19 protein-coding genes and 1 pseudogene are annotated in these 24,670 nt (G+C 46.4%); 8 read left to right on the top strand and 12 right to left on the bottom strand.

The window, feature by feature from the left end; genetic code table 11:
- Positions 1-72: 72 nt before the first annotated feature.
- The 4 genes from smc to BBC0122_RS03715 all read right to left on the bottom strand — a co-directional run bounded on the left by smc (position 73) and on the right by BBC0122_RS03715 (position 5,938).
- On the bottom strand, positions 73-3,531 hold the full coding sequence (gene smc / locus BBC0122_RS03730; protein ID WP_077991467.1) for a chromosome segregation protein SMC: 3,459 nt from the start codon (positions 3,529-3,531) through the stop codon (positions 73-75).
- A 77-nt stretch (positions 3,532-3,608) separates the two neighbouring features.
- Positions 3,609-4,343, bottom strand: coding sequence for a DsbA family protein (locus BBC0122_RS03725; RefSeq protein ID WP_077991465.1), 735 nt, complete (start codon positions 4,341-4,343; stop codon positions 3,609-3,611).
- A 99-nt stretch (positions 4,344-4,442) separates the two neighbouring features.
- Positions 4,443-4,964 (bottom strand): DUF721 domain-containing protein, encoded by a 522-nt coding sequence (locus tag BBC0122_RS03720; RefSeq protein ID WP_077991463.1) that lies wholly within the window; start codon positions 4,962-4,964, stop codon positions 4,443-4,445.
- Positions 4,964-5,938 (bottom strand): SDR family NAD(P)-dependent oxidoreductase, encoded by a 975-nt coding sequence (locus BBC0122_RS03715; protein WP_077991462.1) that lies wholly within the window; start codon positions 5,936-5,938, stop codon positions 4,964-4,966. Before BBC0122_RS03715 ends, BBC0122_RS03720 begins: the two co-directional genes overlap by 1 nt.
- 1,043 nt (positions 5,939-6,981) lie before the next feature.
- Here BBC0122_RS03715 and BBC0122_RS03700 point away from each other — a divergent pair.
- Together BBC0122_RS03700 and mutY are read left to right on the top strand one after the other, a co-directional pair.
- Complete coding sequence (locus BBC0122_RS03700) at positions 6,982-8,301, top strand: MFS family transporter (RefSeq protein ID WP_077991458.1); 1,320 nt, start codon at positions 6,982-6,984, stop codon at positions 8,299-8,301.
- Between the two features lie 111 nt (positions 8,302-8,412).
- On the top strand, positions 8,413-9,504 hold the full coding sequence (gene mutY, locus BBC0122_RS03695; protein ID WP_077991457.1) for an A/G-specific adenine glycosylase: 1,092 nt from the start codon (positions 8,413-8,415) through the stop codon (positions 9,502-9,504).
- A 69-nt stretch (positions 9,505-9,573) separates the two neighbouring features.
- On the opposite strand, the gene BBC0122_RS03690 is transcribed toward mutY, so the two are convergent.
- Positions 9,574-10,707: a site-specific DNA-methyltransferase gene (locus tag BBC0122_RS03690; protein WP_077991456.1), complete on the bottom strand. Its 1,134-nt coding sequence runs from the start codon at positions 10,705-10,707 to the stop codon at positions 9,574-9,576.
- 466 nt (positions 10,708-11,173) lie between these two features.
- Here BBC0122_RS03690 and BBC0122_RS03685 point away from each other — a divergent pair, with 466 nt between their 5' ends.
- On the top strand, positions 11,174-11,866 hold the full coding sequence (locus BBC0122_RS03685) for an HAD family hydrolase (RefSeq protein WP_077991455.1): 693 nt from the start codon (positions 11,174-11,176) through the stop codon (positions 11,864-11,866).
- Positions 11,867-12,172: 306 nt separating this feature from the next.
- Here the strand turns inward: BBC0122_RS03685 and BBC0122_RS03680 are convergent, their stop codons facing one another.
- On the bottom strand, positions 12,173-12,718 hold the full coding sequence (locus BBC0122_RS03680) for a hypothetical protein (RefSeq protein WP_077991454.1): 546 nt from the start codon (positions 12,716-12,718) through the stop codon (positions 12,173-12,175).
- Between the two features lie 190 nt (positions 12,719-12,908).
- Here BBC0122_RS03680 and thrC point away from each other — a divergent pair, with 190 nt between their 5' ends.
- The 4 genes from thrC to BBC0122_RS03660 all read left to right on the top strand — a co-directional run bounded on the left by thrC (position 12,909) and on the right by BBC0122_RS03660 (position 19,202).
- Positions 12,909-14,306, top strand: a complete 1,398-nt coding sequence (thrC, locus tag BBC0122_RS03675) for a threonine synthase (protein ID WP_077991452.1) — start codon at positions 12,909-12,911, stop codon at positions 14,304-14,306.
- 80 nt (positions 14,307-14,386) lie between these two features.
- Entirely contained in the window at positions 14,387-15,673 is a 1,287-nt protein-coding gene (locus BBC0122_RS03670) for a M16 family metallopeptidase (protein WP_077991451.1), read from the top strand.
- Positions 15,674-15,695: 22 nt separating this feature from the next.
- Positions 15,696-16,310, top strand: a complete 615-nt coding sequence (locus BBC0122_RS03665) for a GNAT family N-acetyltransferase (RefSeq protein ID WP_077991446.1) — start codon at positions 15,696-15,698, stop codon at positions 16,308-16,310.
- Between the two features lie 12 nt (positions 16,311-16,322).
- Complete coding sequence (locus BBC0122_RS03660) at positions 16,323-19,202, top strand: EAL domain-containing protein (RefSeq protein WP_077991444.1); 2,880 nt, start codon at positions 16,323-16,325, stop codon at positions 19,200-19,202.
- 269 nt (positions 19,203-19,471) lie between these two features.
- Here the strand turns inward: BBC0122_RS03660 and BBC0122_RS03655 are convergent, their stop codons facing one another.
- Positions 19,472-20,056 (bottom strand): YqgE/AlgH family protein, encoded by a 585-nt coding sequence (locus BBC0122_RS03655; RefSeq protein WP_077994480.1) that lies wholly within the window; start codon positions 20,054-20,056, stop codon positions 19,472-19,474.
- A 68-nt stretch (positions 20,057-20,124) separates the two neighbouring features.
- Between BBC0122_RS03655 and BBC0122_RS03650 the strand changes: the two genes are divergently transcribed.
- On the top strand, positions 20,125-20,979 hold the full coding sequence (locus tag BBC0122_RS03650) for a protein-disulfide reductase DsbD domain-containing protein (protein WP_188318078.1): 855 nt from the start codon (positions 20,125-20,127) through the stop codon (positions 20,977-20,979).
- Here the strand turns inward: BBC0122_RS03650 and rnhA are convergent.
- The 5 genes and pseudogenes from rnhA to BBC0122_RS03630 all read right to left on the bottom strand — a co-directional run bounded on the left by rnhA (position 20,976) and on the right by BBC0122_RS03630 (position 24,584).
- Entirely contained in the window at positions 20,976-21,434 is a 459-nt protein-coding gene (gene rnhA, locus BBC0122_RS03645) for a ribonuclease HI (protein WP_077991440.1), read from the bottom strand. The two genes, BBC0122_RS03650 and rnhA, sit on opposite strands and share 4 nt — an antisense overlap.
- The gene (gene thrB / locus BBC0122_RS03640; protein ID WP_077991438.1) at positions 21,435-22,394 is read right to left on the bottom strand and encodes a homoserine kinase; all 960 of its coding nucleotides are present in this window, start codon (positions 22,392-22,394) and stop codon (positions 21,435-21,437) included. It abuts the gene before it with no gap.
- A 33-nt stretch (positions 22,395-22,427) separates the two neighbouring features.
- The gene (ispH, locus tag BBC0122_RS03635; protein ID WP_077991437.1) at positions 22,428-23,447 is read right to left on the bottom strand and encodes a 4-hydroxy-3-methylbut-2-enyl diphosphate reductase; all 1,020 of its coding nucleotides are present in this window, start codon (positions 23,445-23,447) and stop codon (positions 22,428-22,430) included.
- Between the two features lie 45 nt (positions 23,448-23,492).
- Positions 23,493-23,639, bottom strand: a complete 147-nt coding sequence (locus tag BBC0122_RS12955) for a hypothetical protein (RefSeq protein WP_188318077.1) — start codon at positions 23,637-23,639, stop codon at positions 23,493-23,495.
- A gap of 1 nt (position 23,640) precedes the next feature.
- Positions 23,641-24,584, bottom strand: a pseudogene (locus BBC0122_RS03630) (heme o synthase).
- Positions 24,585-24,670 lie beyond the last annotated feature (86 nt).

The raw sequence follows: 24,670 nt of genomic DNA, 5'->3' as shown, positions 1-24,670 counted from the left end.
TAGAAAAGTCAAACCGATTGAATAACGAAAGTTTTACACTTGCAAGCAAAGATCGGAACGCAATTCTTTTCATTAGCCAACGTCACGCATTTTTTCTGCGGTTTGCAGATCGACCGATACAAGTTGTGATACGCCCTGTTCACCCATTGTGACACCGAACAAGCGATTCATGCGCGCCATTGTTATCGGATTGTGCGTTATCACGATAAAGCGCGTTTCGGTCGATTTTGCCATTTCCTCCATGAGATTGCAGTAACGTTCGACATTGTGGTCATCAAGGGGGGCGTCAACCTCGTCCAAAACGCAAATAGGCGAAGGACTCGTTAAAAAAACCGCAAATATCAATGCCATTGCTGTCAATGCTTGCTCGCCGCCTGATAAAAGTGTCATGGTTTGCGGTTTTTTACCCGGTGGCCGTGCCAGAATTTCGACACCCGCATCCAAAGGATCATCCGATTCGATCAGTTGAAGTTCCGCTGTCCCGCCACCAAAAAGATGATGATAAAGTCTCTGGAAGTGGTCGTTTACCTTTGTGAAGGCAGCAAGCAGCCTTTCCCGCCCCTCGCGGTTCAGATTGACAATTGCAACACGCAACTTTTTGATTGCCTCTACCACGTCGTCGCGCTCACCGGTGATCGAATCAAATCGCGTGCGAAGCTCTTTTTCTTCTTCATCGGCACGTAAATTCACCGCTCCAAGACGTTCGCGCTCGATGCGCAATCGTTCAAGTTTGTGTTCGAGTGTATTGATGTCGGGCATTTCATCGGCAACCGAAAGCCCCGCGAGAGCCAATGTTTCGTGTGCTGCGCAGTTCAGAGTTTCGTTTATCCGTGTTTCTATCTCCTTTCGACGATCGACAGCAGCATTCAGCCTTTCTTCGGCTCTGGCGCGTTCTTCGCGACTTGACGACAGTGCGGCAAAAGCCTGCGACGTCTGTTTATCAAGCGTAGCCTCTATTGCTTCTGCTTGTGACAGGCGATCCATTACCGCATGGCCATCCGCTTCTTTCTTTGCAATGGCATCAAGCAGATTTTGCCGTCTTTCCTCCAGCCCCTCAGGTGTTTGCGCCAATTGCTCGGCTTCGATCATTGCTTCTTCACGACGTGCTTTTAACGCATCTATCTGGTTTTTCGCGTTTTCTATACGTCTAACCCAATTTTTCCTCTCCGAGCCAATCGCTTCAAGTCTACGCACCCGCGCGCTGGCGTTTTGCTTCCAGCTTTGTAATGCAGCCAATGCTTCCGAGACGGCTCTGCGTTCGGACGATATTTTTGTCGAAAATGAAGCGATTTTCGCCTCCATAACCGTCATATCGGGCAATTTTTTCTGCTCAATCAAGGCCGTTTCGAGTTTTTGTGAGATCTCTGTCTTTTCACTTTCCAGATTGCCGATATTCTCTTCAAGAGAAGACAGGCGCAAACGGTGTTCGGACACTTCGCGTTCAACATTGCTATAGAATTGTTGTGCGGCATCGCGATTGTCACGGCTCACGCGCAACTTCGCCCTTACCTCGCGTTCATAAAGGGCTGAATCTTCCACCTGCTTTGTTAGCTGTTGCAATTTCGTTTCGGCAATCTTCAAGGCTTGCTTTGCTTCCTCGACAAGTTCTGCCAAAATCTGGAGACGATTTTTTTGTGCCAGACGTTGAGCACTTGCAGATGGTGCATCTGCACGCGTCTTTAACCCATCCCAACGCCAGATTGCGCCGCTCCGGCTCACCAGTTTTTGGCCCACTTGCAACCTGGTTTGCAAGCGCTCGCCTTCTTCCTCCTCGACAACTCCGATTTGCGCAAGTGCCGGTTTCAATTGTTCGGGCGCTTTCACAAAATCTGCCAACGGTTTCACCCCGTCAGGAAGCGCGGGACTTATCACTATTCCGGTGCGGCCACTCCAAAAAATTGGTGCACCTTCTTTTAACGACCCTTCAAGATCATCCCCCAAAGCTGCACCGAGAGCAACTTCAAAGCCTTCTTTAACAGTGATTTCATCAACAACCGGCGGAAATTCTGCGCTGTTCGAGGAATTTAAAAGCTGTTCAAGGGTGCGCGATTCAGTTGTAAGACCATTTAACCTGTCACGACAATCAGCCACCAGAGGACGCTCTCTATTTTCTGCCTCACGTGCGTTTTCAGTGGCCAATTCGCATTCTTGCAACAATGCTTCATTCTGGGCAAGTTGTGCCACGGCTTCCGCGAGTTTTTCTTCGGCTTCGGCAATTCTGTCGGAAGAGTTCAGCTCCTCTTCCAAAGCCTTTATCTGGTTTTTTATATCAATAATCGTCTCATCAAGACGTTTGCCCCGATTTATAAAATCGGCAATCTGATCGGCTATTCGTAATTCTTCGGCCTTGGCCTCGGCTTGTAATTTTGTAAGTTCGCCCGCTTGTGCTTCGCTTTCGCTTAAATTGCTTTGCAGCTCTTCATAATGAAGGGTAAGCTCCATTTCGGTTTCTTGCTGGTTTTCCGCTTCAAGCCGTAATGTCTCTTCCTCTTCGTTCAACCGTTCAAAACTTTGCTGATTGTCATTGGCAAGTTGTTCTTCACGAACGATGTCGGCGTCAAGTTGTTCAAGCCTGCGCAACAATTCCGATTGCCGCTGACGATTTCTGTCTTTCTCCTCGTCAAGCTGTTTCAACTCGATGCTTAATCTCTGGTAAGCGGCAGAGGCTTTTGCTGCTTCCTCCCTCAGCGGAGGGAGTTTGTTTCTACTTTCTTCCTGTGCTTTTTCGGCACGCATATGCGCCTGCGCTTTTTCCGCAACAAGTTTTGTTGCACCATTCAGAGCGCTTATTGCTTCGGCTTCCTGGGATTTGTTCTCTGACCAGCGCAAATAGAACAGACCGGCTTCCGCCTGTCTTATGTCGGCGGATAGAGTTTTGAAGCGGTTTGCTTGCCGTGATTGGCGTTTCAAACTTTCAATCCGCGATGAAAGATCGCCTACTACGTCTTCAAGCCTGTCGAGATTGCCTTCTGCCGCACGAAGCCGCAATTCCGCTTCATGGCGGCGGCTATGAAGGCCTGAAATACCGGCTGCTTCTTCCAGCAATGCACGGCGTGCTTGGGGCTTTGCCTGTATCAGCTCGCCAATGCGCCCCTGCCCGACCATGGAAGGCGAACGTGCCCCTGTCGACTGATCGGCAAATAATAATTGAACATCTTTTGCCCGTACTTCTTTGCCATTAATACGATAGGCCGAACCGGCATCCCGTTCAATACGGCGGGAAACCTGCAACTCATCGGTATCATTAAAAGCCGTTGGCGCGCTGCGGTCGGAATTATCAAGAAACAATGTAACTTCGGCAAAATTTCGCGCCGGCCGCGTCGCCGAGCCGGAAAAAATAACATCATCCATGCCGGAAGCGCGCATATTTTTATAGGAGTTTTCACCCATAACCCAGCGCAGAGATTCAACGAGATTCGATTTCCCGCATCCATTAGGGCCGACAACGCCCGTAAGCCCGCGTTCTATTACGAACTCCTGAGCTTCGACAAAAGATTTAAAACCTACCAGCCGCAGCTTGGTAAACTGCATGAACCTACCTTCGGGGTTACAAAAAAGGATGCAGTCAAATGTAACTGCATCCTGCCTCTTATTCCACAATCATCATATTAAAGGAAACTATCAATCACAGAAGACATGTCATCCACAGACAACGCGCCTTCATATTTCTTGCCATTGATAAAAAATGTCGGTGTCGACGTGACGCCGAACTCTTTACCACGTTCAAACGAACTCTTGACTTCGTCAAGCACCGATTGATTCTTCAAGCAGGCTTCAAAAGCATTGTCATCAAGACCGGCCATTGCAGCTATTTTTTTCAATGGAGGCAATGCGTCGGAAGCAGCCGCCCATTCCATCTGCTTTTCAAAAAGCACCTGAATCATCGGGAAATACCGGTCTTCCGGTGCACAACGAGCAAGCATGTAGCCGGCTTGTGCCCTCGGATCATACGCAAATTCGCGGAATACCAGACGCGCTTTACCGGTTTTGATATATTTTTCACGGATGGATGGCAGCGTCTCATTATAGAAAGCAGCACAGTGGCCACAAGTAACAGAAGCATATTCGACGATGGTTACCGGAGCATCTGCTTTGCCCTCGACCATTTCTTTGCCTTTACCGGGTTCAAGCAATTTGGTCATATCAACAGTACCCGACGATTTGACTTCGGTTGTTTTGGCAACACTTGCTTTATTGTCGGCAGATTTAGCCTCATCGGTTTTTGCTTCAGCAGGTTTATTTTCTGCCGCATAAGAAGGTAAAACAGTAAAACAGGTTGTTGCAAATAACCCTAGAGCGGCGGCAAAAAACCGTAAATGCCGACTGTTTTTTGTATTAAGCATAACAGTACCTTTTCTTTTTATTATGTTCAAACTTGAAACTCGCTAAATTCAAGGCAAGCTTTGTTATTTTATACGGCATTCATCAAGAATTGTCTTGGATTAATTATTAAAATTTTTGTCATGACCGGTATGTTTCTCTGCAAATATAGATAGACCAAGATCGCTTAAAGAGTTCCGGAGCCCGATATTATCAATTTGCATTGTCACTTCGTCAATAAACTTGCGATCATTTTCGTCTACCGGAGGGCGCTTGAAACGAACAACTTCCTCTTTCTCGATAACGCATTGTTCTATTTTTATCCGGTTCACTGCAATAAACCCGAAAAAGGCATTGATACGTTGCAGAATTTCAGTCGTTTCATGGGTCAAAATCATGGCAGCATAAGCCTCGCAACCAACGACAAGTGTTGCCGGTTTGAACGGATCATCAATACTCGAACGCCTTGGCCATAGAATTTTTAAGGGAATCGTACTTCCTGCAATTTCTTCTCCGATAAGCAGCGGCCAATTTTGCATAAGCTCCACACTAAGACCGGTTTTTTTACGCAAAATTGGATCAAGCAAACCGGCTGTTGTTTCAGCAAGAGAAGAAAAATGACTTTTTTTCGGTTTCCAGCCCATTATTTGCCTTGATAACGTTTAAACCAGTTTACAAACTTTACGATACCTTCGTTAATCGACATTGTCGGATGGTATTCCAGATCTCTCTCGGCTCTGGAAATATCGGCATAGGTTTTCTTAACATCGGCAGGCGGCATAGGGCAGAGTTCTGTCAACGCCTTTTTGCCTGTCGCCTGTTCAATCGCTTCGACGAACTCCATCAAAGGAACCGGCTTGTTATTGCCGAGATTATAAATGTCGGCCACTTTTTCCGGCTCTTTCATTATTTTTTTTGTCACGGTTACGACGCCATCAACAATATCATCAATATAAGTAAAATCGCGTTGCATTTTTCCGTAATTGAATAGTTTTATAGGACGCTCCTCCAAAATAGCATCCGTAAACAGCCATGGAGCCATATCAGGCCTGCCCCACGGGCCATAGACTGTAAAAAACCGCAAACCCGTTGTCTTGAGTTTATGAACATGGTGATATGAACGGGCAAGCAGTTCTCCTGCCCGCTTGGTGGCAGCATAAACCGAAACCGGATCATCCACCCTGTCATCTTCCGAAAATGGCACTTTCCTATTTCCGCCGTAAACAGATGAAGAACTTGCATAAACAACCGGCGGACAGGAACTATATTTCAATGCCTGTTCAAAAACCCTGACCTCGCCTTCCACATTGGCACTGACATAAGCGGAAGGATTTTCGATAGAATAACGAACACCTGCCTGTGCAGCGAGATGAACAATAACATCAACGTTTTTTTCACTGCCTATCGCGAGTTCAAGTTGTTCTTTATCGGAAATGTCGGCTTTGACAAAACGGAATGCCGAAGTGTCGCCTATATTCTCCAACCGTGCTTTTTTAAGTTCGACAGAATAATAATGATTGAGGTTATCAACGCCGACAACCTCGAACCCCTGTCGCAGCAATTCTCTCGTCGTTGCAAATCCGATAAAACCGGCAGCACCTGTGACAATTGCTTTCATTTCGACACCTTATCTTTCAGTTTCAGCGGGTTGCGTAAAAGCCCGTGGATGATACGGCAAATATCATCCGGCAACCGGAAAAACACAGTACCGGTTCACGACCATTTCGGCAAACATATATTCGCCTGACATATATTATGACAAGTTTTCTTTGCCCTAACGATTGTTGAACCGTTCAGATTGTAAAATTGTATAATTGTCCGGAAAAACATTATACCGGCTCCATCCACGTTGAGGTGCAAAAGCATCGGGTTCCGTTTATCATGCAGCTTCTTTGCGACCTCGCCGGTTACCTGATAACCAACCGTACTCGATAACGGTCTGACAGGAAATCGGCCAAAGGAAACACTATCCGTTATATCGGTCATTTTACGGGAAAATCCGGCGAAGGTGACAAAAATAGCAACCTGCTTCATAGAATCGAATTTTCTTTCCATGTTGCTGGCAGAACCGTTTGATATTCATCAGAGACGAAATCCGAAAGTCGATTTTATTTCCGTGAGCCGCGCTCACAAGATGATAATCCTGTCCAACTCCATCTGCCGGTCGGGAAACTTTTTGGAAGCGGTCATTCGAGCAATCAGGATTGATTATATAAACGGGGATTTTCAACCTATCCTCGATGTTCCGATTGCATAAGGGGAGTAAAAATGAAAGTTATGACATTTTGCAAGTTTGTCAAAAAAGATCAATTCAGAATTATCCATTTGAACCGACGATCTAAACGCCTTTAATGAATTTGCCGTGTCTTCATCGCATTTCCCGCACCAAACAGCATTAACAGCAATTTTACCTGCCAATCTCTATTTCCGCCTTTTTGCCTCGCGATGTCTATAATTGCGAATTTTAAAAAAATCGAAAGCCGGATGACTTACTTTGGAGAAACCGTTTCGGGAAACATCACTTCAAAACATCATTTTAAGGGGAAATATCACTTTTAATTGTGTATCTTTAAAGGTTTTTATTTCTGTTTTCAGTCAACTTGCGTCAATAAAACGAATAACAATAACCCTGATAATAGCTGTACCTTATGGGAGATATTAATGACTGACACGAAAGAGACGGCTTCCACGGTTGATCCTCATGACACGCGCAAGCGAATTTTTGCAATTGTAGCAAGTGCGTCGGGCAACCTCGTCGAATGGTATGATTTCTATATATATGCTTTTGCATCCATTTATTTTGCCAACCAGTTTTATCCGTCAGGCAATGACCAGGTTGCAGCACTTCTAAAAACTGCCGGCATATTTTTCATCGGATTTTTGATGCGTCCGATCGGCGGCTATATTTTCGGCCGTATAGGCGACCGTTATGGCCGTAAATTATCGATGATGATCTCGGTGGTGATGATGTGTTTAGGCTCGCTTATCATCGCTTTTCTACCAACCTATGCCACATGGGGGAATGCGGCAGGCATTATTTTGTTGCTCGTCCGCATGATGCAGGGATTGTCAGTCGGTGGAGAATACGGGACAACCGCTACATATATGAGTGAAGTTGCTTTAAAAGGTCGGCGAGGGTTTTTTAGTTCCTTCCAATATGTGACACTTGTCGGCGGACAACTTCTTGCCGTCCTGGTTGTCGTTATTCTGGAAATGTTCCTTAATGACCAGCAGATAAGGGCGTGGGGCTGGCGCATTCCTTTCGTTATTGGCGCTTTGACAGCAATCATCGCCTTTTATTTACGCCGTTCACTCCACGAGACTTCCACCGAAAAATCACGCACCAGCGTTGAAGCCGGAAGCCTCATCAGCCTGTTGAAAAACCATACCCGTTCTTTCCTGCTCGTTGTAGGCTTCACATCCGGCGGTTCACTGACATTTTATACCTACACCACCTACATGCAGAAATATCTTGTTACGACGACCGGTTTTTCGGCTAAAGATGCCAATACGATGATGCTTGCTGCATTATTTATTTTCATGGTTTTACAGCCTTTGTTCGGCATGTTGGCAGATCGCATCGGTACGCGCACTTCGTTGTTGATGTGGTCGGCTCTTTCAATCATCCTGACCATTCCTGCCCTATCATTCATCGGATCCACGCATAGCGAACTCGCAGCCTTCTTCGTGATGGTTGTCATGCTTGCGGTATCCTGCCTTTACACCTCCATTGGCGGCATCGTTAAAGCGGAAATGTTTCCAGCTTCTGTCAGGGCGTTGGGGGTCGGTTTTTCCTATGCTGTCGCCAACGCACTTTTCGGCGGTTCGGCTGAATATGTTGCGCTATGGTTCAAGAACGAGGGTGTCGGCAATTATTTCTACTGGTATGTTACAATCATGATGGTGATTGCTTTTGTCTGCGCTTATAAAATGAATGATGCAAGAAAAGGCGGCTACCTTCAGGGCCATCACATCGATTGAAAAACCGTTATCGGCAGTCAATCTTGAACAGATTGATAAAAAGAAAGGCAAGCCTGCTAAAGGCTTGCCTTTTCCTTTTGATTTTTTGATAAATTATGATTGGAGAAATCCATGAGTGATTTTTCCGGAAAGCTGCTTTTATGGTATGACCGTTACCATCGTATATTGCCATGGCGCGTTGCGCCGGCCGACTTGTTGAACGGCAAAAAAAATGATCCCTATCGGGTGTGGCTGTCGGAAGTCATGTTGCAACAAACAACTGTCGAGGCTGTCAAACCCTTCTTTGAAAAATTCGTTACAACATGGCCAACGGTCTTTTCTCTTGCAAAAGCCGAATTGGACGATGTCCTTAAAGCCTGGGCCGGCCTTGGCTATTATTCACGGGCAAGAAATCTCAAACGCTGTGCCGAACAGATAGTGGCCGATTATAATGGCATTTTTCCAAATTCGTTAGAAAGCCTGAAACGCCTTCCCGGCATTGGCGATTATACGGCCGCTGCCATTCTTTCTATTGCTTATAACGAGCCGGTAGCTGTGGTCGATGGAAATGTGGAGCGCGTCATTGCCCGTATATTTTCAATTGATGAACCATTGCCGCGGGCAAAAATGACAATCAGGGCGAGAACGCAAGAATTAACGCCTGAAAAGCGTTGCGGTGATTTTGCCCAGAGCATGATGGATCTAGGCGGTTCAATTTGCACACCACGCACACCGAAATGCATGATATGTCCGGTTGAAAGCCTGTGCGAGGGAAAGCGCAGCGGTAACCCTGAAGCCTATCCGGTCAAACCGCCCAAACCGCAGCGCCCGCAACGCCATGGCGTTGCCTTTGTGGCATTAAACAAAGATGATGAAATCTATCTGGAAAAACGGCATAGTTCAGGACTCCTCGGCGGAATGACGCAAATCCCCAACCATTTCAGTGAACGGAATCATTATTCGGTCAATGACGCTCCGTTTCAAGCCGATTGGATCCTGAAAGGAAAAGCGCAGCACGTCTTTACCCATTTTTCACTCGTTCTTGATGTCTATTTGGCCAAAAATGTCGAAAAAACCGCTGCGGGCAATGGTTGGTGGTGCTCTGTGAATGAATTGGCCAATGAAGCTCTTCCTACTGTTATGAAAAAGGCAATCTCGGTTGCTATTCCGGAGAGTTTTAAAATCAAAGGTACAAATTCGGGAAAATTAAAAAGAAAAAATTAAAAGGCGGCGCAATGGATGCGCACGCCTTTTCTTGACCGGAGACTGGAGGATTACCCGATCGTTAAAATGTTAAACGCCGCTTTTTGCCATTTGTTCCCTTATGACAACGCGTAATTCGTCAATCAGAACCAGACGACCTTCTTTTTCAACGTACCAAAACGTCCAACCGTTACAGCTTGCACTGTTTTGAACCTTTCGCCCCATCATGTGAATTGAACCGGCTTCCCCGTCAACAACGATGGTTCCATCCGCGCGAACAATTGCAGCATGTTCGCGTTTTTTGTCGTAAAGCAGGCTACCCGGCTTCAGTAATCCCGCTTCGAGAAGACTGACAAAAGCGACACGGGGTTCTGCTCTTTTTCCGGTTAAAATTGCAAGTTCCGGTTTCGCCAGAGGCTCGACCGCAAGGATTCTTTCCATTGCGGCATCAATATAGGATTGTTCGCGTTCGATACCGACGAAATCGCGCCCCAATCGCTTGGCTACCGCACCCGTTGTGCCTGAGCCGAAGAATGGATCCAGTATAACATCGCCGGGTTTCGTTGATGCCATGATAACACGGGCAAGCAATGCCTCCGGCTTCTGGGTTGGATGAACTTTATGACCGTTTTCGTCTTTCAGACGTTCTGCCCCTGTGCAGATCGGAAACAACCAGTCGGAACGCATCTGGACATCGTCATTGGCGGCTTTCATTGCCTCGTAATTGAAAGTATATTTTTTAGCGTTCTGGTCGCGCGACGCCCAAATCAGTGTTTCATGGGCGTTCTGGAAGCGCCGCCCTTTAAAATTGGGCATCGGATTGGTCTTGCGCCAGATAATGTCGTTCAGCATCCAGAAGCCCAGATCCTGCAATGCTGTACCGACCCGAAAAATATTGTGATAGGAACCGATAACCCAGATTGTCCCGTTCGGCTTCAAAACCCTGCGGCAGGCAAGAAGCCACGCACGTGTGAATGCATCATAAGCGGCGAAACTTTCAAATTGGTCCCAATCATTGTCAACAGCATCGACCAGAGATTGGTCGGGGCGATGGAGGGCGTTTGCAAGTTGAAGATTATAGGGGGGATCGGCAAAAATAACGTCAACCGATTGACTTGGCAGCTTATTGAGCGCTGCAACGCAATCACCCTTTAAAATCTGGTTACGCCATGCTTCTTCCGGCGAAGCCTGAACGAGATCTTTTACAAGACGGACAACTGTCATAGGATACTCGACCACACATACTCAAAACAAATAAACTCCGTGACAAATCGAATCACGGTTTCAACAAGCCTAAATTGACGAAATAGGGTAAATATCGCGTTAAAGAGCACCGGTTTCAAAAACCCGGTATCATCATCTTCAATGTTTGACCTTTATCTCCGATGCTTGGCCATTATTTCCGATATTTGACCATTATCTTCGATATTCGACGATCATCTCCAATGTTTCAATTGTCTATCATCGAAAGTGTTTGAATATAGCGAGCTGAAGTTGTGAACGGGAAGACCGGTATTTTTATGATTGTGAACGTTACTGCCCGTTATCGCCAACGCCCCGATTGAAGAATTTTGTGAAATTAAATGAACACACAATCGGGAACGATAGATTTTTATAAACTATTGCCAATGACGAGTTGAACCGTCTAAAAGGTTGACAAATAATATACGAGTTTACGGGACAAAAGCCGATGCCGCAGATAGATCTGGTTATTTTTGATTGTGATGGTGTGCTTGTCGATTCAGAATATCTGGCAGCCCAGATTGAATCGCAATTATTGGCTGAGGCAGGCTTTGAAATTACGCCGGAAGAACTATCCGAACGTTATGCAGGACTGATTTTTCTCGACATTCTCAAAGAGATAGAAAAACAGTCGGATGTTCCGCTTTCTGTCAGCCTGATTGAAAAAGTACCGGAACTTTTCAAAAAACGCATGCAAGATGAATTGGTTGGCATTGACGGTGCGCGCGAGGCTATTGAAGCGGTTGCCAAACTCTACCCTTATTGTATCTGCTCCAATTCGAGAAGCGAAGACATCAAGCGTATGCTCACGATCGTCGGCCTTTATGATCTTTTTGAAAACAAAATTTTCTCGGCACCGGAAGTGGGAACAAAAAAAGTAAAACCGGCACCCGATGTTTATCTTTATGCGGCTGAAAAAATGCACGCAAAACCGGAAAATACAATTGTCATCGAGGATTCGGTCCATGGCGTGCGCGGTGCGGTAAAAGCGGGTATGCGGGTTATCGGTTTTACCGGTGGTTCACATGCTTATCACGGTCTTGCCGATGTCCTCACCGAAGCGGGCGCGGAAACAGTCATTGCCCACCATTCGGACTTGCCGGCCGTCCTCAAAGCCTTGTCCGAATGGAAAGATGTCTGAATGGAAAGATGTCTGAATCTATTCCGCCCGTAAAAAATCTCGCTGATAATGTCAGGCAAACGGTTAAAAACACAGCAGAATGCCGATTGTTGAATAAGCATAAAATCCATATGCGGAATTTGAAGATAAAACAGATTTGATAACTTTAATTCATTCAATTTTTTGACGTTGAACGAATCTGAAAGATAAACATCGCAATTTCGGGAAATTTATCCCGACATGATAAAAGGCTTTGGAAGACCAAAGCCTTTTTAATCAAAACAGATTGGCAAAACGATCTTTAAATATCACCGGATGCACCGGAAGCTATTTCTTTTGGCCTCTATCATATCCTACGAAAATGCGAATGTTTTTGGATGTCGGTTTGGGAAAAGAAATTTGATCGTCAGAAAATATGAATTGCGTTGCATCGACACCGTTACTGATTTCAACCGGATAATTGCGCAATTTGGAATATATCACACTATCACCTTGCATCACCGTGACGCGGATCGGCAGTGACACTGTACCTTTTTTAAACATTGGTCCCGGTACCACGCGACCGGAAGCGGCAACTTTCATCGAAAGCGTTGTATCGGTCGTGTTACAGGTTCTCGTCACATCTCTGATAGCAGCCTGATACATGACTTTATTGGCGTCACCCTCGCCACCACGCTCATAAACATCATAAAAAGCAGTATCATCCCGCATAAGAACAATCGGGCAATAGGCACGCAACTGTGCTTCGGTTATTTGTGGTTCGGGCGGAACATTGTCCACTTTCTTATGGATAAAACATCCCGACAAAGTTGAAGCAGCGGCAATAACAAGGCCAAAGCCCAATGAAAAACGATAAATCGACTTTTTATCCATGAAGTGGACTTTCCTAGAGTAGTGAACCTGTTCTATATCAGCGATCAATAATAGTGATTTGTTGTTTTCTCGCTTTTTCTATAATTTGGCAAGTCTGGTAAAAATAGAGGACATTTTCAGTCCCGTAAAGGTTGCAAGATAATGCGAATGCAAACATTTCACGTTGGTCGATGAGCCGAGGAGTCTATGAATGAAATATATCAGCACAAGAGATAATGCGCCGGTACTCGGCTTTTGTGAAACTGTCATGACCGGACTTGCCCGCGATGGCGGCTTATATTTGCCGGAAAGTTATCCCCACTTTTCGCCGGATTCGCTGAAAGCTTTGCGCGGAAAATCATATGCAACAATTGCCAAGACCATTCTTTGGCCTTTTGTCGACGGCGAAATTGAACGCGATGCTTTCGATTCTATGGTGGATGAAGCCTATCAGACATTCCGTCATCCTGCCGTTTGTCCGCTTGTCCAGACCAATACAAGCGAATTTATATTGGAACTTTTTCATGGCCCCACATTGGCATTCAAGGATGTTGCCATGCAATTGCTTGGCCGTTTGATGGATTACATTCTCAAGCGCCAGAACACACGCGCTACGATTATCGGCGCAACATCGGGAGATACCGGCGGTGCAGCGATCGAAGCCTTTGCCGGTCGCGAACGCTGCGATATTTTTATTCTTTTTCCCAAAGGGCATGTATCGCCCGTCCAACAACGCCAAATGACAACCAATAACAATACCAATGTGCATGCAATCGCCATTGAAGGAAATTTCGATGATTGTCAGGCTTTGGTCAAAGCCATGTTCAACGATCACGCTTTTCGGGATAAAACAGCCCTTTCGGGTGTCAATTCGATCAATTGGGCGCGGATCATGGCGCAAATTGTCTATTATTTCACTTCTGCAATTTCACTCGGCGCGCCTGACAGGGCTGTTTCCTTTACAGTTCCAACCGGTAATTTCGGCGATATTTTTGCAGCCTTTGTTGCATCCCGCATGGGATTACCGATTGCCCGTCTCGTGATTGCCACCAATGATAATGACATTCTGGTACGTACGCTTTCAACCGGCAATTACCAGATACGCTCACTCAAACACACCACTTCACCATCTATGGATATTCAGGTCTCGTCGAATTTCGAGCGCCTTTTATTCGAGGCTTCAGGGCGTAATGCGATTTTGATCCGCAATGCCATGGAAAATCTCAAGCAATCGGGTGAATTTTTCATTGATGATGCAATCTTGAGCAAAATCCGCACTTTGTTTTCAGCCGGTCTTTCCACCGAAACACAGACGGCCCGCATGATCGACGAGCTTTATAAAGAGAGTCATTATCTTGCTGATCCACACACAGCTATTGCGGTAAAAGTTGCCCGTGAACATATGGAAAAAACGATACCCATGGTTGTACTTTCAACCGCTCATCCGGCAAAATTTCCTGATGCGGTGAAAAAAGCTTGCGGGCAAACTCCTGAACTTCCAGAGTGGCTTGACGGCCTCATGGAAAAGCCGGAACGTTACGAAACACTCGAAAACGACGAAAAACTCGTCAAAGACTATATTTTGAAAAATTCCCGCGCCTGCCATTAACCCTATTCGTTGTTTCCAAAAGACAGCAAACATACAATGTGGTTTTTTATTGAAGTTTTGAATGAAGGAGTTTCAAAAGTATGGGTGTAGAAATCAGCCGACTCGTCAATGGTTTGACGATCGTCACGCATACGATGCCCCAAATCGAGAGCGTTGCCCTCGGCATCTGGGTAAAATCCGGCTCCCGTAACGAAAAATTTGATGAACATGGTGTCGCCCATATGCTGGAACATATGGCTTTCAAAGGTACAACAAATCGCACAGCCTATGAAATTGCGGCTGAAATCGAAGATGTTGGCGGCGAAATCAATGCAGCGACCAGTGTTGAAACCACGGCCTATTATGCTCGTGTCCTGAAGAACGATATACCGCTTGCTGTGGATATTCTCGCCGATATTATCACCTCGCCGAAATTTGACGAAAATGAGCTCGAACGCGAAAAACAGGTGGTCTTGCAAGAAATCGGTGCAGCCAATGACATGCCTGAAGATATTGTATTCGACCATTTCACCGAAACGGCATTCCGCCACCAAACGATCGGCAGGCCTATCCTTGGTACTGCCCAATCGGTGCGCGCTTTGACTGCGGATAATTTGCGTAACTTCATGAATGAACATTATAGCGCCGACCGCATGATATTTGTGGCAGCCGGTGCGGTTGACCACCAATCTTTTGTCAAAGAAGTCGAAAAGCGGCTTGGTAATTATCGCGCGCATTCTCCTGCCCCTCTTGCCGATCTCGCAAATTATGTCGGTGGCGATTTCCGTGAATACCGTAACCTCAAAGACGCCCAGGTACTTTTGGGATTTGAAGGGCGCGCCTACCATATCCGCGACTATTATGCGTCGCAAATTTTATCCATCATCCTTGGTGGAGGAATGTCTTCGCGTCTGTTTCAGGAAGTGCGCGAAAAACGCGGCCTTTGTTATTCAATTTATGCTTTCCACTGGGGGTTCTCGGACATCGGCTTGTTTGGTGTCCATGCCGCTTCAAGCGAAGATGGGCTACATGACCTGATCCCCGTTATTCTTGACCAGCTTTATAAAGTCAGCGAAAAAATCGGACAAAATGAACTTGACCGTGCACGCGAACAATATCGCGCTGGCCTTGTCATGTCGCAGGAAAGCCCGTCAAGCCGTGCCGAGACCATCGCAAGACAAATGCTGCTATATGGTCATCCGATACCCGCATCCGAAACATTGGAACGCTTGTCCCTTCTTACCGTCGACAGATTGACCGATCTGGCAGAACGCTTATTTATTGATTCAAAACCGACATTGGCAGCAGTAGGAGCAATTGGACCAATTATGAGTTATGGTGATCTTGTTGCAGCTCTTTCTTCGGGCGCCGGACGGCGTCCTTATTAAGGGCAGCCAGAAAGGCAATGGCATGTTCAAAATGCCCTTCCGGCGGCAGGCCCGTAAACAACAGGGAAAAATCCGCCTTCCCAATTTGAAAGCGCAACATATCTATTTGCGTTTCCCCATGCTTGACGACTATCAGGAGTGGGCAACTCTGAGAATGGAAAGCAGGGCATTTCTCGAACCTTGGGAACCGCTTTGGCCTGCCGATGCACACACACTCATCCGTTACAAAATGCATCTCGATCGCTATATCGAGGGACGCAAAAACGGACAATTTTTTGTCTTTTTTGTATTTTCCAATGAAACAGATCATCTTATCGGTGGAATAAGCCTCGGCAATATCAGACGGGGTGTCGTACAATCAGGAGAGATCGGCTATTGGTGTGGTGAAAAATATTCCGGCCATGGATTTATGCATGAAAGTCTTGACCTGATGATTGATTTTGCTTTTCAACAGCTCAAGTTGCATCGTTTGCAAGCTGCCTCGATTCCGACAAATACACGTTCCATTGCTTTACTGGAAAAATGCGGTTTTGTCAGAGAGGGGTTGATGCGCTCTTATGTTAAAATACATGGTTGCTGGCAAGATCATTACCTTTATTCTTTGCTGGAAACCGAAAGACCAATAAAGCCAGTTTGAAAGTGAGGCGTTGTGAAGACAATAGGCAAGACCATCGGCATTTTTCTATTCTGGTCATTGGCAGCTATCGCGCTTTGCCAGACGGCTTTGTCTATTGAACCTGTTAAAATCTCTTCGCAGGATACAGCACTTGATTTATCGCGTGCAGTCGAAATCCATCACATCAAAGGAAACACGTTCCAGACATCGACAGCCGCCGGTCCCGACGGTATTGTACGGCGCATCGAAATGCAGGGAAATGGTGATCGCACCGAAAGCGACTGGGCTGTTTTTGCCATTGCCAACCCGACCGATGACCAGATTGATCGCCTTATCGTCACTCCCCATTATCGTATGGCCGGCTCAGGATTGATTTGGCCTGATCTCGGTTCGGTACGTATCCAGTCGATCACACCTTCGGAAGGTTTTGCTCTTGATCGCCAGTCGAGTCCCGATTCGGATGTTTTCCGCATCACAATCAATCCGGGAGCTGTTGTAACACTTGTTGCCGAACTCGGTTCGTCAAAACTGCCGCAAGTATATCTTTGGGAACCGGAAGCCTATAAGGACACGATCAACTCATATACGCTCTACCACGGTATATTGCTTGGTATTTCCGGCCTTCTGGCACTTCTTTTGAGTGTCCTATTTGTCGTGCGCGGCACCGGATTGTTTCCGGCAACCGCCGCAGTTGCCTGGGCTGTGCTTGCCTATATCGGCATAGATTTCAATTTTCTCAATAAGCTTTTTGTCATTTCGGCTGCAACAGAACCGATCTGGCGCGCTGCAACCGAGGTAGCGCTTGCCGCATCGCTTTTCATTTTCCTCTTCACCTATCTTCATCTTAACCGGTGGCACTACCATTTCAGCTATGGTGCGGCTGCCTGGATTATCGCTCTATGTGCTCTTGGCGCTTTTGCGATTTATGATCCGACACGCGCTGCCGGTATGGCAAGGCTTTCATTCGGACTCACCGCTCTTCTCGGAATTGTTCTCATAGGCTATCTTTCCATTCGCGGATATGACCGCGCGATTATGTTAATTCCCACATGGCTTCTTATTATTTTCTGGCTTTGTGGAGCCTATGTGTGCGTGACCGGCAGACTAGATAATGACATTGTCCAACCCGCGCTCGCCGGTGGATTGGTTCTTATCGTTCTTCTGATTGCCTTTACAGTCATGCAACATGCTTTTTCCGGCGGCGCTTTCCATCAGGGAATATTCTCCGACCTCGAAAGAAAGGCACTTGCCGTCATGGGAGCCGGAGACATCGTCTGGGATTGGGATGTGCGCCGCGACCGCGTGGTCATCAACCCCGATCTTTCTCTTTATCTCGGATCTACCGCAGGTGAATTGAATGGCACGATCCGCAACTGGATCGAAGCCTTGCATAGCGATGACCGCGACCGGTTCCGTGCGATACTCGATATGATTCTCGACACGCGTAAAGGGCGGATAGACCAGACATTAAGGCTGCGTTCCGGTGATGGACATTATTACTGGTTCTCGCTAAGAGCCAGACCGGTTATCGGTTCGGATGGCGAAATTGTGCGCGTTGTAGGAACACTCGTCAATGTAACAGATCACAAGAAGGCAGAAGAACGCCTGTTGCAAGATTCCGTCCACGACAATCTGACCGGTCTTCCAAACCAGCAGCTTTTTCTTGACCATTTGCAAACCTATGTCAATCTGGCGGTTGCGGGACGCGCAATCAGGCCGACTGTGTTTGTTATAGATTTTGATGGTTTCCGTAATATCAATTATCAATTCGGAATGTCGGTAGGCGATACTTTTCTATTAACCATTGCCCGTCGTCTTGGCCGCCTTATCACGCCTGAAGACACGCTTTCACGCCTGTCAACAGACCGTTTTGCAATTGTTCTGACGAGCCAGACCGACCCTGCGAAAATTGCTGCTTTTGCCGACCAATTACAAAGAACGGTTGCAGCGCCTATTCTTTTTTCGGAACGTGAAATCAAATTATCTGCTTCAATTGGTCTTATTACCTGGACAGAGGGAAACTCCAATGCCGAGGATATGTTGAGCGATGCAGAGCTTGCCATGATCCATGCCAAAAAAGCCGGTGGCAACAAGATCGAGCCTTTCCGGCCGAATTTCCGCACTTTGGGGCTTGAACGTAACAGCATGGGAAATGACATCCGTTACGCCCTCCAACGCAATGAAATCAAAATACTTTATCATCCGGTTCTTGATCTCAACGACGGGCAGATTGTCGGCTTCGAGGCCATGCTGGAATGGCATCATCCCCGTCACGGAAATCTTTCGGCTGTCGATTTTATCCACACCGCCGAAAGTGAACATGTTGTCATGGACCTTGCCCACTTTGCAATGAGAACCGTCGTCGACGATCTCGCACATATACAGGACCGTTTTCCCAAACAATCCTTCTTCGTTTCTGTCAACATTCCCAGTGCCGAAATGGTTCATCAGGAATTGATAAACGAATTAAAAGCAATTCTCATGCGCAATCCGGTCAATAAAGGTCGTTTGATGATGGAAATGTCAGAATCCATTCTGATAGAAAATCCTGAACAATCATCCAATCTTCTGGAAAAAATCAAAGCGCTCGGCATCGGGCTTGCCCTTGATAATTTCGGCACCGGATATTCGTCACTTGCCTTCCTGTTACGTTATCCGTTCGATATGATAAAATTGGATCGTTCACTATTGGAGGTTGACAGCTCGAAAAAACGTCTGGTTTTGAAATCAATCATTACCATGGCGCATGATCTTGACCTGAAAGTCATTGCCGAAGGTGTCGAGAAAGAAAATGAGGCAGTCATGTTGCGTGAAGAAGGCTGCGAATTTGTCCAGAGCAATGTCTTTACCGAACCTGTCGGGGTTGAAGATCTGATTACGCTTGTCATGAAACATCCCAAGGCCAATGCCTGAGTTGAAATTCAAAAACCACCCGCATACCGTTTCTGTGTCGAATCTTACGGGATGGACTATGGATGCGCCAAGGATGCCTCATGTAACAGGCAACTGAAAATTCCAACACAAAAGGTTTCTGTAAGAGGGAGAAATGCCGGTTGACCGGTTGGTTGGCTAATGAGGCAATTCTGTAGACAAGATTACATCGGGAAGTGGCGCATAATCGAGCCTGAAACACGATGACCGGTCATTGAAAAGCCGATCAAAATGTCGAAACTTCGGCTCACTCATGCGTGACCGGCCTCGCCGACAAGAAAAGTGGGATCTATTCCCATTTTGCGCAAACTTTTTTCATATTGGTGGTCAAAGTCCTGAGCGAACAGGAAGTCTGCATCAACAGGACTGGTCAACCATCCGTTGGCGGCAATTTCAGCTTCCAGTTGCCCGCTTGCCCAACCGGCATAGCCGAGCGCAATAATTGCACGTTCCGGCCCTTTCCCCATGCTCATAGCTTTCAAAACATCGGTTGTCGAAGTCAGGCAAATATCTTTGGTCACCGGTATTGTTGTTCGACATGCATAATCATCTGTATGAAGGACAAAACCACGCGAGCGGTCGACAGGGCCACCATTTCTTACAGGAAAAAGCTTTATCGGTTCGGGGAGATGGATAGCCTGCGCTTCATTTATAATGCCAAGCTGCAAAAGCAAATCGGGAAATTTCAAATCCTGACGCCGGTTCAACATAATACCCATTGCACCCTCGTCCGAATGGGCGCAAATATAAATAACAGCTTGGGCGAAACGTTCATCTCCCATTCCGGGCATTGCGATGAGCAGATGGCCATTCAAAAAGCCGTCACGTTTTTTCATTGTGCTAATTTTATCCATACTTTAAGAGTAACCGTGTATTGAATAGTTGCAAGGGAAAAGTGAATTTTTTGTCGAAAGTCCAGATAAAATTGACTGTTTACCGAAAGTTGTTGCAATTGCACCAATTTTTCAAGTTCATCGCCTTTTCTATTTTTACTGTACTTTTATCTTCTTCTGCATTTTCCCAATCAAATGCTACATCGACACTATTAGCCACTCCCTGGCAAGAGCTTGAGGGGGGACGCGTTCGTGTTGCATTGGAACCTGTTCAAGAAAATGGAACTTTCAGCGGTGTAATTGAAGTCAATCTCAAGCCGGGCTGGAAAACCTATTGGCAAAATCCCGGTGAATCCGGTTTGGCTCCTTCTTTCGATTTTCAGCCTCCTGCCAATTATCACATTTCATTTCCTGTTCCACATTTCTTCAAAGACGGAAATGATTGGTCAATCGGCTATAAAAATAGCGTTTTATTGCCTTTTGTTGTCGACCGGACAGCCGGTCAATCAGGTTTGAAAGGCCAACTCACAATCGGCATCTGCAAAGAGATATGTTTGCCACTGGTTGTTCCATTCGACTTTTCCGATTTTGACGATAAAATTGCGCTTTCAAATTCGCTTCTAGCATTGGCGAAAGACAAACTTCCGGAAAATGTGCCTGAAAATACCTCGCTTGAAGCTTATGATGATGGAAAGCTCCTCACAATTATCATAACCGGTAAAGAAAAAACGGACATCACGGCCATCTACCTTGACGGGCAAAAAAATGAAATCGGACCTGCGAAGTTGGTCAAACAAAGTGCCGAACAAACAATTTTCACCGCTCCGATCATTGCGATAAATTCGGCTACCCCACTCACCTTTTTCTATACGGTCGAGGCCAAGCCTGTTTCATTCAGCGGGACATTGACTTCATACAAGCGTTAAGAATTCTGGCGGTTTTCATCAACGCCTTTTCGGGCGAGTGCGTCACAGCGTTCATTTTCGGGGTGGCCCGCATGACCTTTGACCCAGTGCCAGTTTACCTCATGGCGTGAACGCGCCAAATCCAGTTGTTGCCAAAGGTCGGCATTTTTGACCGGTTTTTTGGCTGAAGTTTTCCAATCCCTTGCCTTCCAGCCATCTATCCAGCTTGAAATACCATCCCGTACATAAACAGAATCGGTATAGAGGTCGACGTAGCAAGGTACTTTCAGCGCATCGAGTGCATTGATTGCGGCCATCAATTCCATACGATTATTGGTGGTATCCCGCTCGCCCCCATAGAGTTCTCTGGTTATCCCGTTCCAACGCAAAATGGCACCCCAACCGCCCGGCCCCGGATTACCCGAACAAGCACCATCGGTAAATATTTCAACTTTTTTAAGCGGGCTATCAACCATTTATAGCCCGATTTCGGAAGGTTTGTTGACGTCTTTAAAAAAATTCGATTTGCGCCAATATTCAAGCGGATCCTTTTTTACCACCAAACTGTCTGGCGGCGTATTGAACCAGTCGTAAAGGCGGGTCAGGAAAAACCTGATAGCGGCTCCACGTGCAAGAACCAGTATATTGTCGATCTCGTTTTGCTGGAGTGGGCGAACAGCACAATAGACTTTCAGCATCGCTTCGCTTTTCGTCACATTATAGGAATAATCCCGCTCGAAGCACCAGGCGTTAAGCGCAACGGCAAGATCATAGCTAAGCATATCTGTGCACGCAAAATAGAAGTCTATAATGCCTGACATATGATCGTTCAGGAAAAAAACATTGTCGTTGAAGAGGTCGGCATGGATGACGCCTTTCGGCAGATCATGTGGCCAGTTGCGTTCCAGATAATCGAGTTCTTTGTCAATTTCCTTGACAATACCCGAAGCCAGTTCTTCAGCGCGTGCGCGGCTTAAATTCCATAATGGTCGCCAGGCTTCGATAGAAAGGCCATTTTTTCGTTCAAGTGGAAAATCCAGCCCCGCAAGATGCATTTTTGCCATGCCTCTTCCAACTTCCCGACAATGTTCGACATTCGGTTTTCTAAGCCAGACCCCTTCAAGGAAAGAAACAATTGTGGCGGGTCTTCCCACGAGTTCGCCTATCATTTTTCCGTCTTTACGTTTGATAGGGCGAGGACATGAAATACCTTTGAGAGCAAGGTGATTCATCAATTCGAGGTAGAATGGCAGTTCCTCTTTCTTGACACGTTTTTCAAAGAGCGTGAGGATGAACCGCCCCGCTTCTGTATCGAGCATAAAGTTCGAGTTCTCGACACCTTCGGCAATTCCTCTATAGGATTGTAAAGAACCGATTGAATAATCGCTCAAAAAGCTTGTTAATTCATCTTCATTTATATCGGTATAAACAGCCATTATTCGCCCCACATGATGAATTTCATGTTCCCTTCACTTGTCTTTATCGGGAATACCCTTCCCGTTGACAAACTCCATGTCTTCCGGTGTCAAAACGACTTCGCGCAATTCCCTATTGACCAAAAATGTTTCGTTTTCAACTGCCGTTTCGGCGATTTCTATGGTTACATCGAAGCGTTTTCTGAATGCGGCGATAATTTCGTCAACAATTATTTCCGGTGCCGAAGCACCGGCCGAAAGGCTGACTGTACGGATATTATCCAAATGCGCAAAATCAATTTCGGAAGCGCGCTGGACAAGCAATGACTGTTTTGCTCCGAAACGTTCGGCAACCTCGACGAGGCGCCGCGAGTTAGACGAATTCGGCGCGCCGACAATTAAAAACAGGTCACTTCCGGGTGCTGCCGCCCTCACCGCTTCCTGACGATTGGTTGTGGCATAACAAATCGACTCGGCAGCAGGTGGTTCAATATCGGGAAAACGTCTTTTGAGCACGGCAATAATTTCGGCAGTATCTTCAACCGACAAAGTTGTCTGGCTGACAAATCCCAATTTTTGCCCCGGCAAAGGTTGGTATTTTTCAGCATCTTCAACATTTTCAATCAAGGTTACTGTATCAGGCTCGACCTGCCCCATGGTTCCGATAACCTCCGGATGACCGGAATGGCCAATCAGAATGACATGGCGGCCGTTGCGCTGGTGACGCATAGCCTGTTTATGCACTTTTGAAACCAGCGGACAGGTTGCATCAAGATAAAAAAGATTTTGCAATCGCGCGGTTTCAGGTACCGATTTCGGTACACCGTGAGCCGAGAAAATTACCGGTTGATTATGGTGTTCAGCCGGTATCTCGTCCAGTTCCTCGACAAAAATTGCACCGCGCGCCTGTAAACCTTCGACCACATAGCGGTTATGAACAATTTCATGGCGCACATAGACCGGAGCACCATATTTTTTCAGTGCCAGAATGACAATCTGGATTGCCCTGTCAACACCCGCACAAAAGCCGCGCGGGCCGCAAAGGCGAATTGTTAATGGAGGTTTTGATGTCATAATCTGTCCTTGAGGGGCACCCGTTCTTCGAGGTTAAAGGCCTTTTCAGGAACCCACATGCGCCATTGTGGCGGCATATACAAGAAGAACAAAGAGAAAAAGTGCAATTGCCAACCCTTTTGCCCGATGACGTTGGGCTTTTTTCTGGATTTCTGTAAGTTCGATCTGATCGAGGTGCTTTTGCCCGTCCATCTTATGCTCCCAGATAGCTCATGAGGCGAGTAGCCAGCGATTCTACAAGCAATACTGCAAAGAGAGCCGCAAGATAAAAGAGCGAAAAGAAAAACAGCTTTTTCGCACATGCCACGGTTTGTTCGCGAGTGACCGTTTTCCAAAGCTCATAGGAACGATAGACAAAAATAACACCCAAAATCGTTGACAAAGCACCATAGGTTATTCCGGCAAAACCGATAAAATAAGGTGCAATGCCGCATAAGGCCATAATAATTGCGTAAACAAATATCTGGTTTTTTGTCGATCTTTCACCCTTCACATTGGGCATCATCGGAACATGCGCCTCGCCATAATCGGTTGTAACAAAAAGCGAGAGCGCCCAAAAATGTGGGGGGTCCACAGAAATATGATAAGAAACAACACAATGCTTTCAATGCTGATCGCGCCTGTTGCCGCAGCCCATCCGATCATTGGAGGAAAAGCACCGGCAGCGCCCCCGATAACGATATTTTGTGGCGTCGAACGTTTCAGCCACATCGTGTAAATCACAACGTAAAAGAATATTGTAAAGGCAAGAAATGCGGCAGAAAACCAGTTGATAAAAACACCCATTGTCAGCACTGATAATGCCGAAAGGACGAGACCGAAAACCAGCACTTCACCGCCGGTCAGTTTGCCCGCCGGTATAGGGCGTTTTTTCGTGCGTTTCATGATCGCATCAATGTCGGCGTCGTACCACATGTTCAAAGCACCGGATGCACCACCGCCCACAGCAATACATAAAATGGCAAGAAAACCTAAAACCGGATTAATCGGATTTGGTGCAACCATCATGCCGACAAGTGCAGTAAATACCACAAGCGACATCACCCTTGGTTTCAAAAGGATTATATAGTCATTCGCATCTGCTTGAGACGGGACGGGCACATTCGGTTTTTGCAATGCTTGCTTCGATATAGACATATATAAACCGTTCTTTTACAAACCTTTATCAGTCACTATTCTACACTTATAATTTGTTTTTTACACGTAACCTTTTTGCGTCAGGC

Source organism: Ditibartonella choladocola (genome assembly GCF_002007565.1).
Taxonomy (GTDB): Bacteria; Pseudomonadota; Alphaproteobacteria; order Rhizobiales; family Rhizobiaceae; genus Bartonella; species Bartonella choladocola.
This window is presented reverse-complemented; position numbering and strand designations above follow the sequence as displayed.

Coding starts and splice junctions, on each gene's coding strand:
- BBC0122_RS03665 (WP_077991446.1), top strand. CDS start 15,696: ATGTTCAAAATGCCCTTCCGGCGGCAGGCCCGTAAACAACAGGGAAAA.
- BBC0122_RS03715 (WP_077991462.1), bottom strand. CDS start 5,938: ATGAAAGCAATTGTCACAGGTGCTGCCGGTTTTATCGGATTTGCAACG.
- rnhA (WP_077991440.1), bottom strand. CDS start 21,434: ATGGTTGATAGCCCGCTTAAAAAAGTTGAAATATTTACCGATGGTGCT.
- thrC (WP_077991452.1), top strand. CDS start 12,909: ATGAAATATATCAGCACAAGAGATAATGCGCCGGTACTCGGCTTTTGT.
- smc (WP_077991467.1), bottom strand. CDS start 3,531: ATGCAGTTTACCAAGCTGCGGCTGGTAGGTTTTAAATCTTTTGTCGAA.
- BBC0122_RS03690 (WP_077991456.1), bottom strand. CDS start 10,707: ATGACAGTTGTCCGTCTTGTAAAAGATCTCGTTCAGGCTTCGCCGGAA.
- BBC0122_RS03655 (WP_077994480.1), bottom strand. CDS start 20,056: ATGAAAAAACGTGACGGCTTTTTGAATGGCCATCTGCTCATCGCAATG.
- mutY (WP_077991457.1), top strand. CDS start 8,413: ATGAGTGATTTTTCCGGAAAGCTGCTTTTATGGTATGACCGTTACCAT.
- BBC0122_RS03725 (WP_077991465.1), bottom strand. CDS start 4,343: ATGCTTAATACAAAAAACAGTCGGCATTTACGGTTTTTTGCCGCCGCT.
- BBC0122_RS03685 (WP_077991455.1), top strand. CDS start 11,174: ATGCCGCAGATAGATCTGGTTATTTTTGATTGTGATGGTGTGCTTGTC.
- BBC0122_RS03680 (WP_077991454.1), bottom strand. CDS start 12,718: ATGGATAAAAAGTCGATTTATCGTTTTTCATTGGGCTTTGGCCTTGTT.
- BBC0122_RS03720 (WP_077991463.1), bottom strand. CDS start 4,964: ATGGGCTGGAAACCGAAAAAAAGTCATTTTTCTTCTCTTGCTGAAACA.
- ispH (WP_077991437.1), bottom strand. CDS start 23,447: ATGACATCAAAACCTCCATTAACAATTCGCCTTTGCGGCCCGCGCGGC.
- BBC0122_RS03670 (WP_077991451.1), top strand. CDS start 14,387: ATGGGTGTAGAAATCAGCCGACTCGTCAATGGTTTGACGATCGTCACG.
- BBC0122_RS03700 (WP_077991458.1), top strand. CDS start 6,982: ATGACTGACACGAAAGAGACGGCTTCCACGGTTGATCCTCATGACACG.
- thrB (WP_077991438.1), bottom strand. CDS start 22,394: ATGGCTGTTTATACCGATATAAATGAAGATGAATTAACAAGCTTTTTG.
- BBC0122_RS12955 (WP_188318077.1), bottom strand. CDS start 23,639: ATGGACGGGCAAAAGCACCTCGATCAGATCGAACTTACAGAAATCCAG.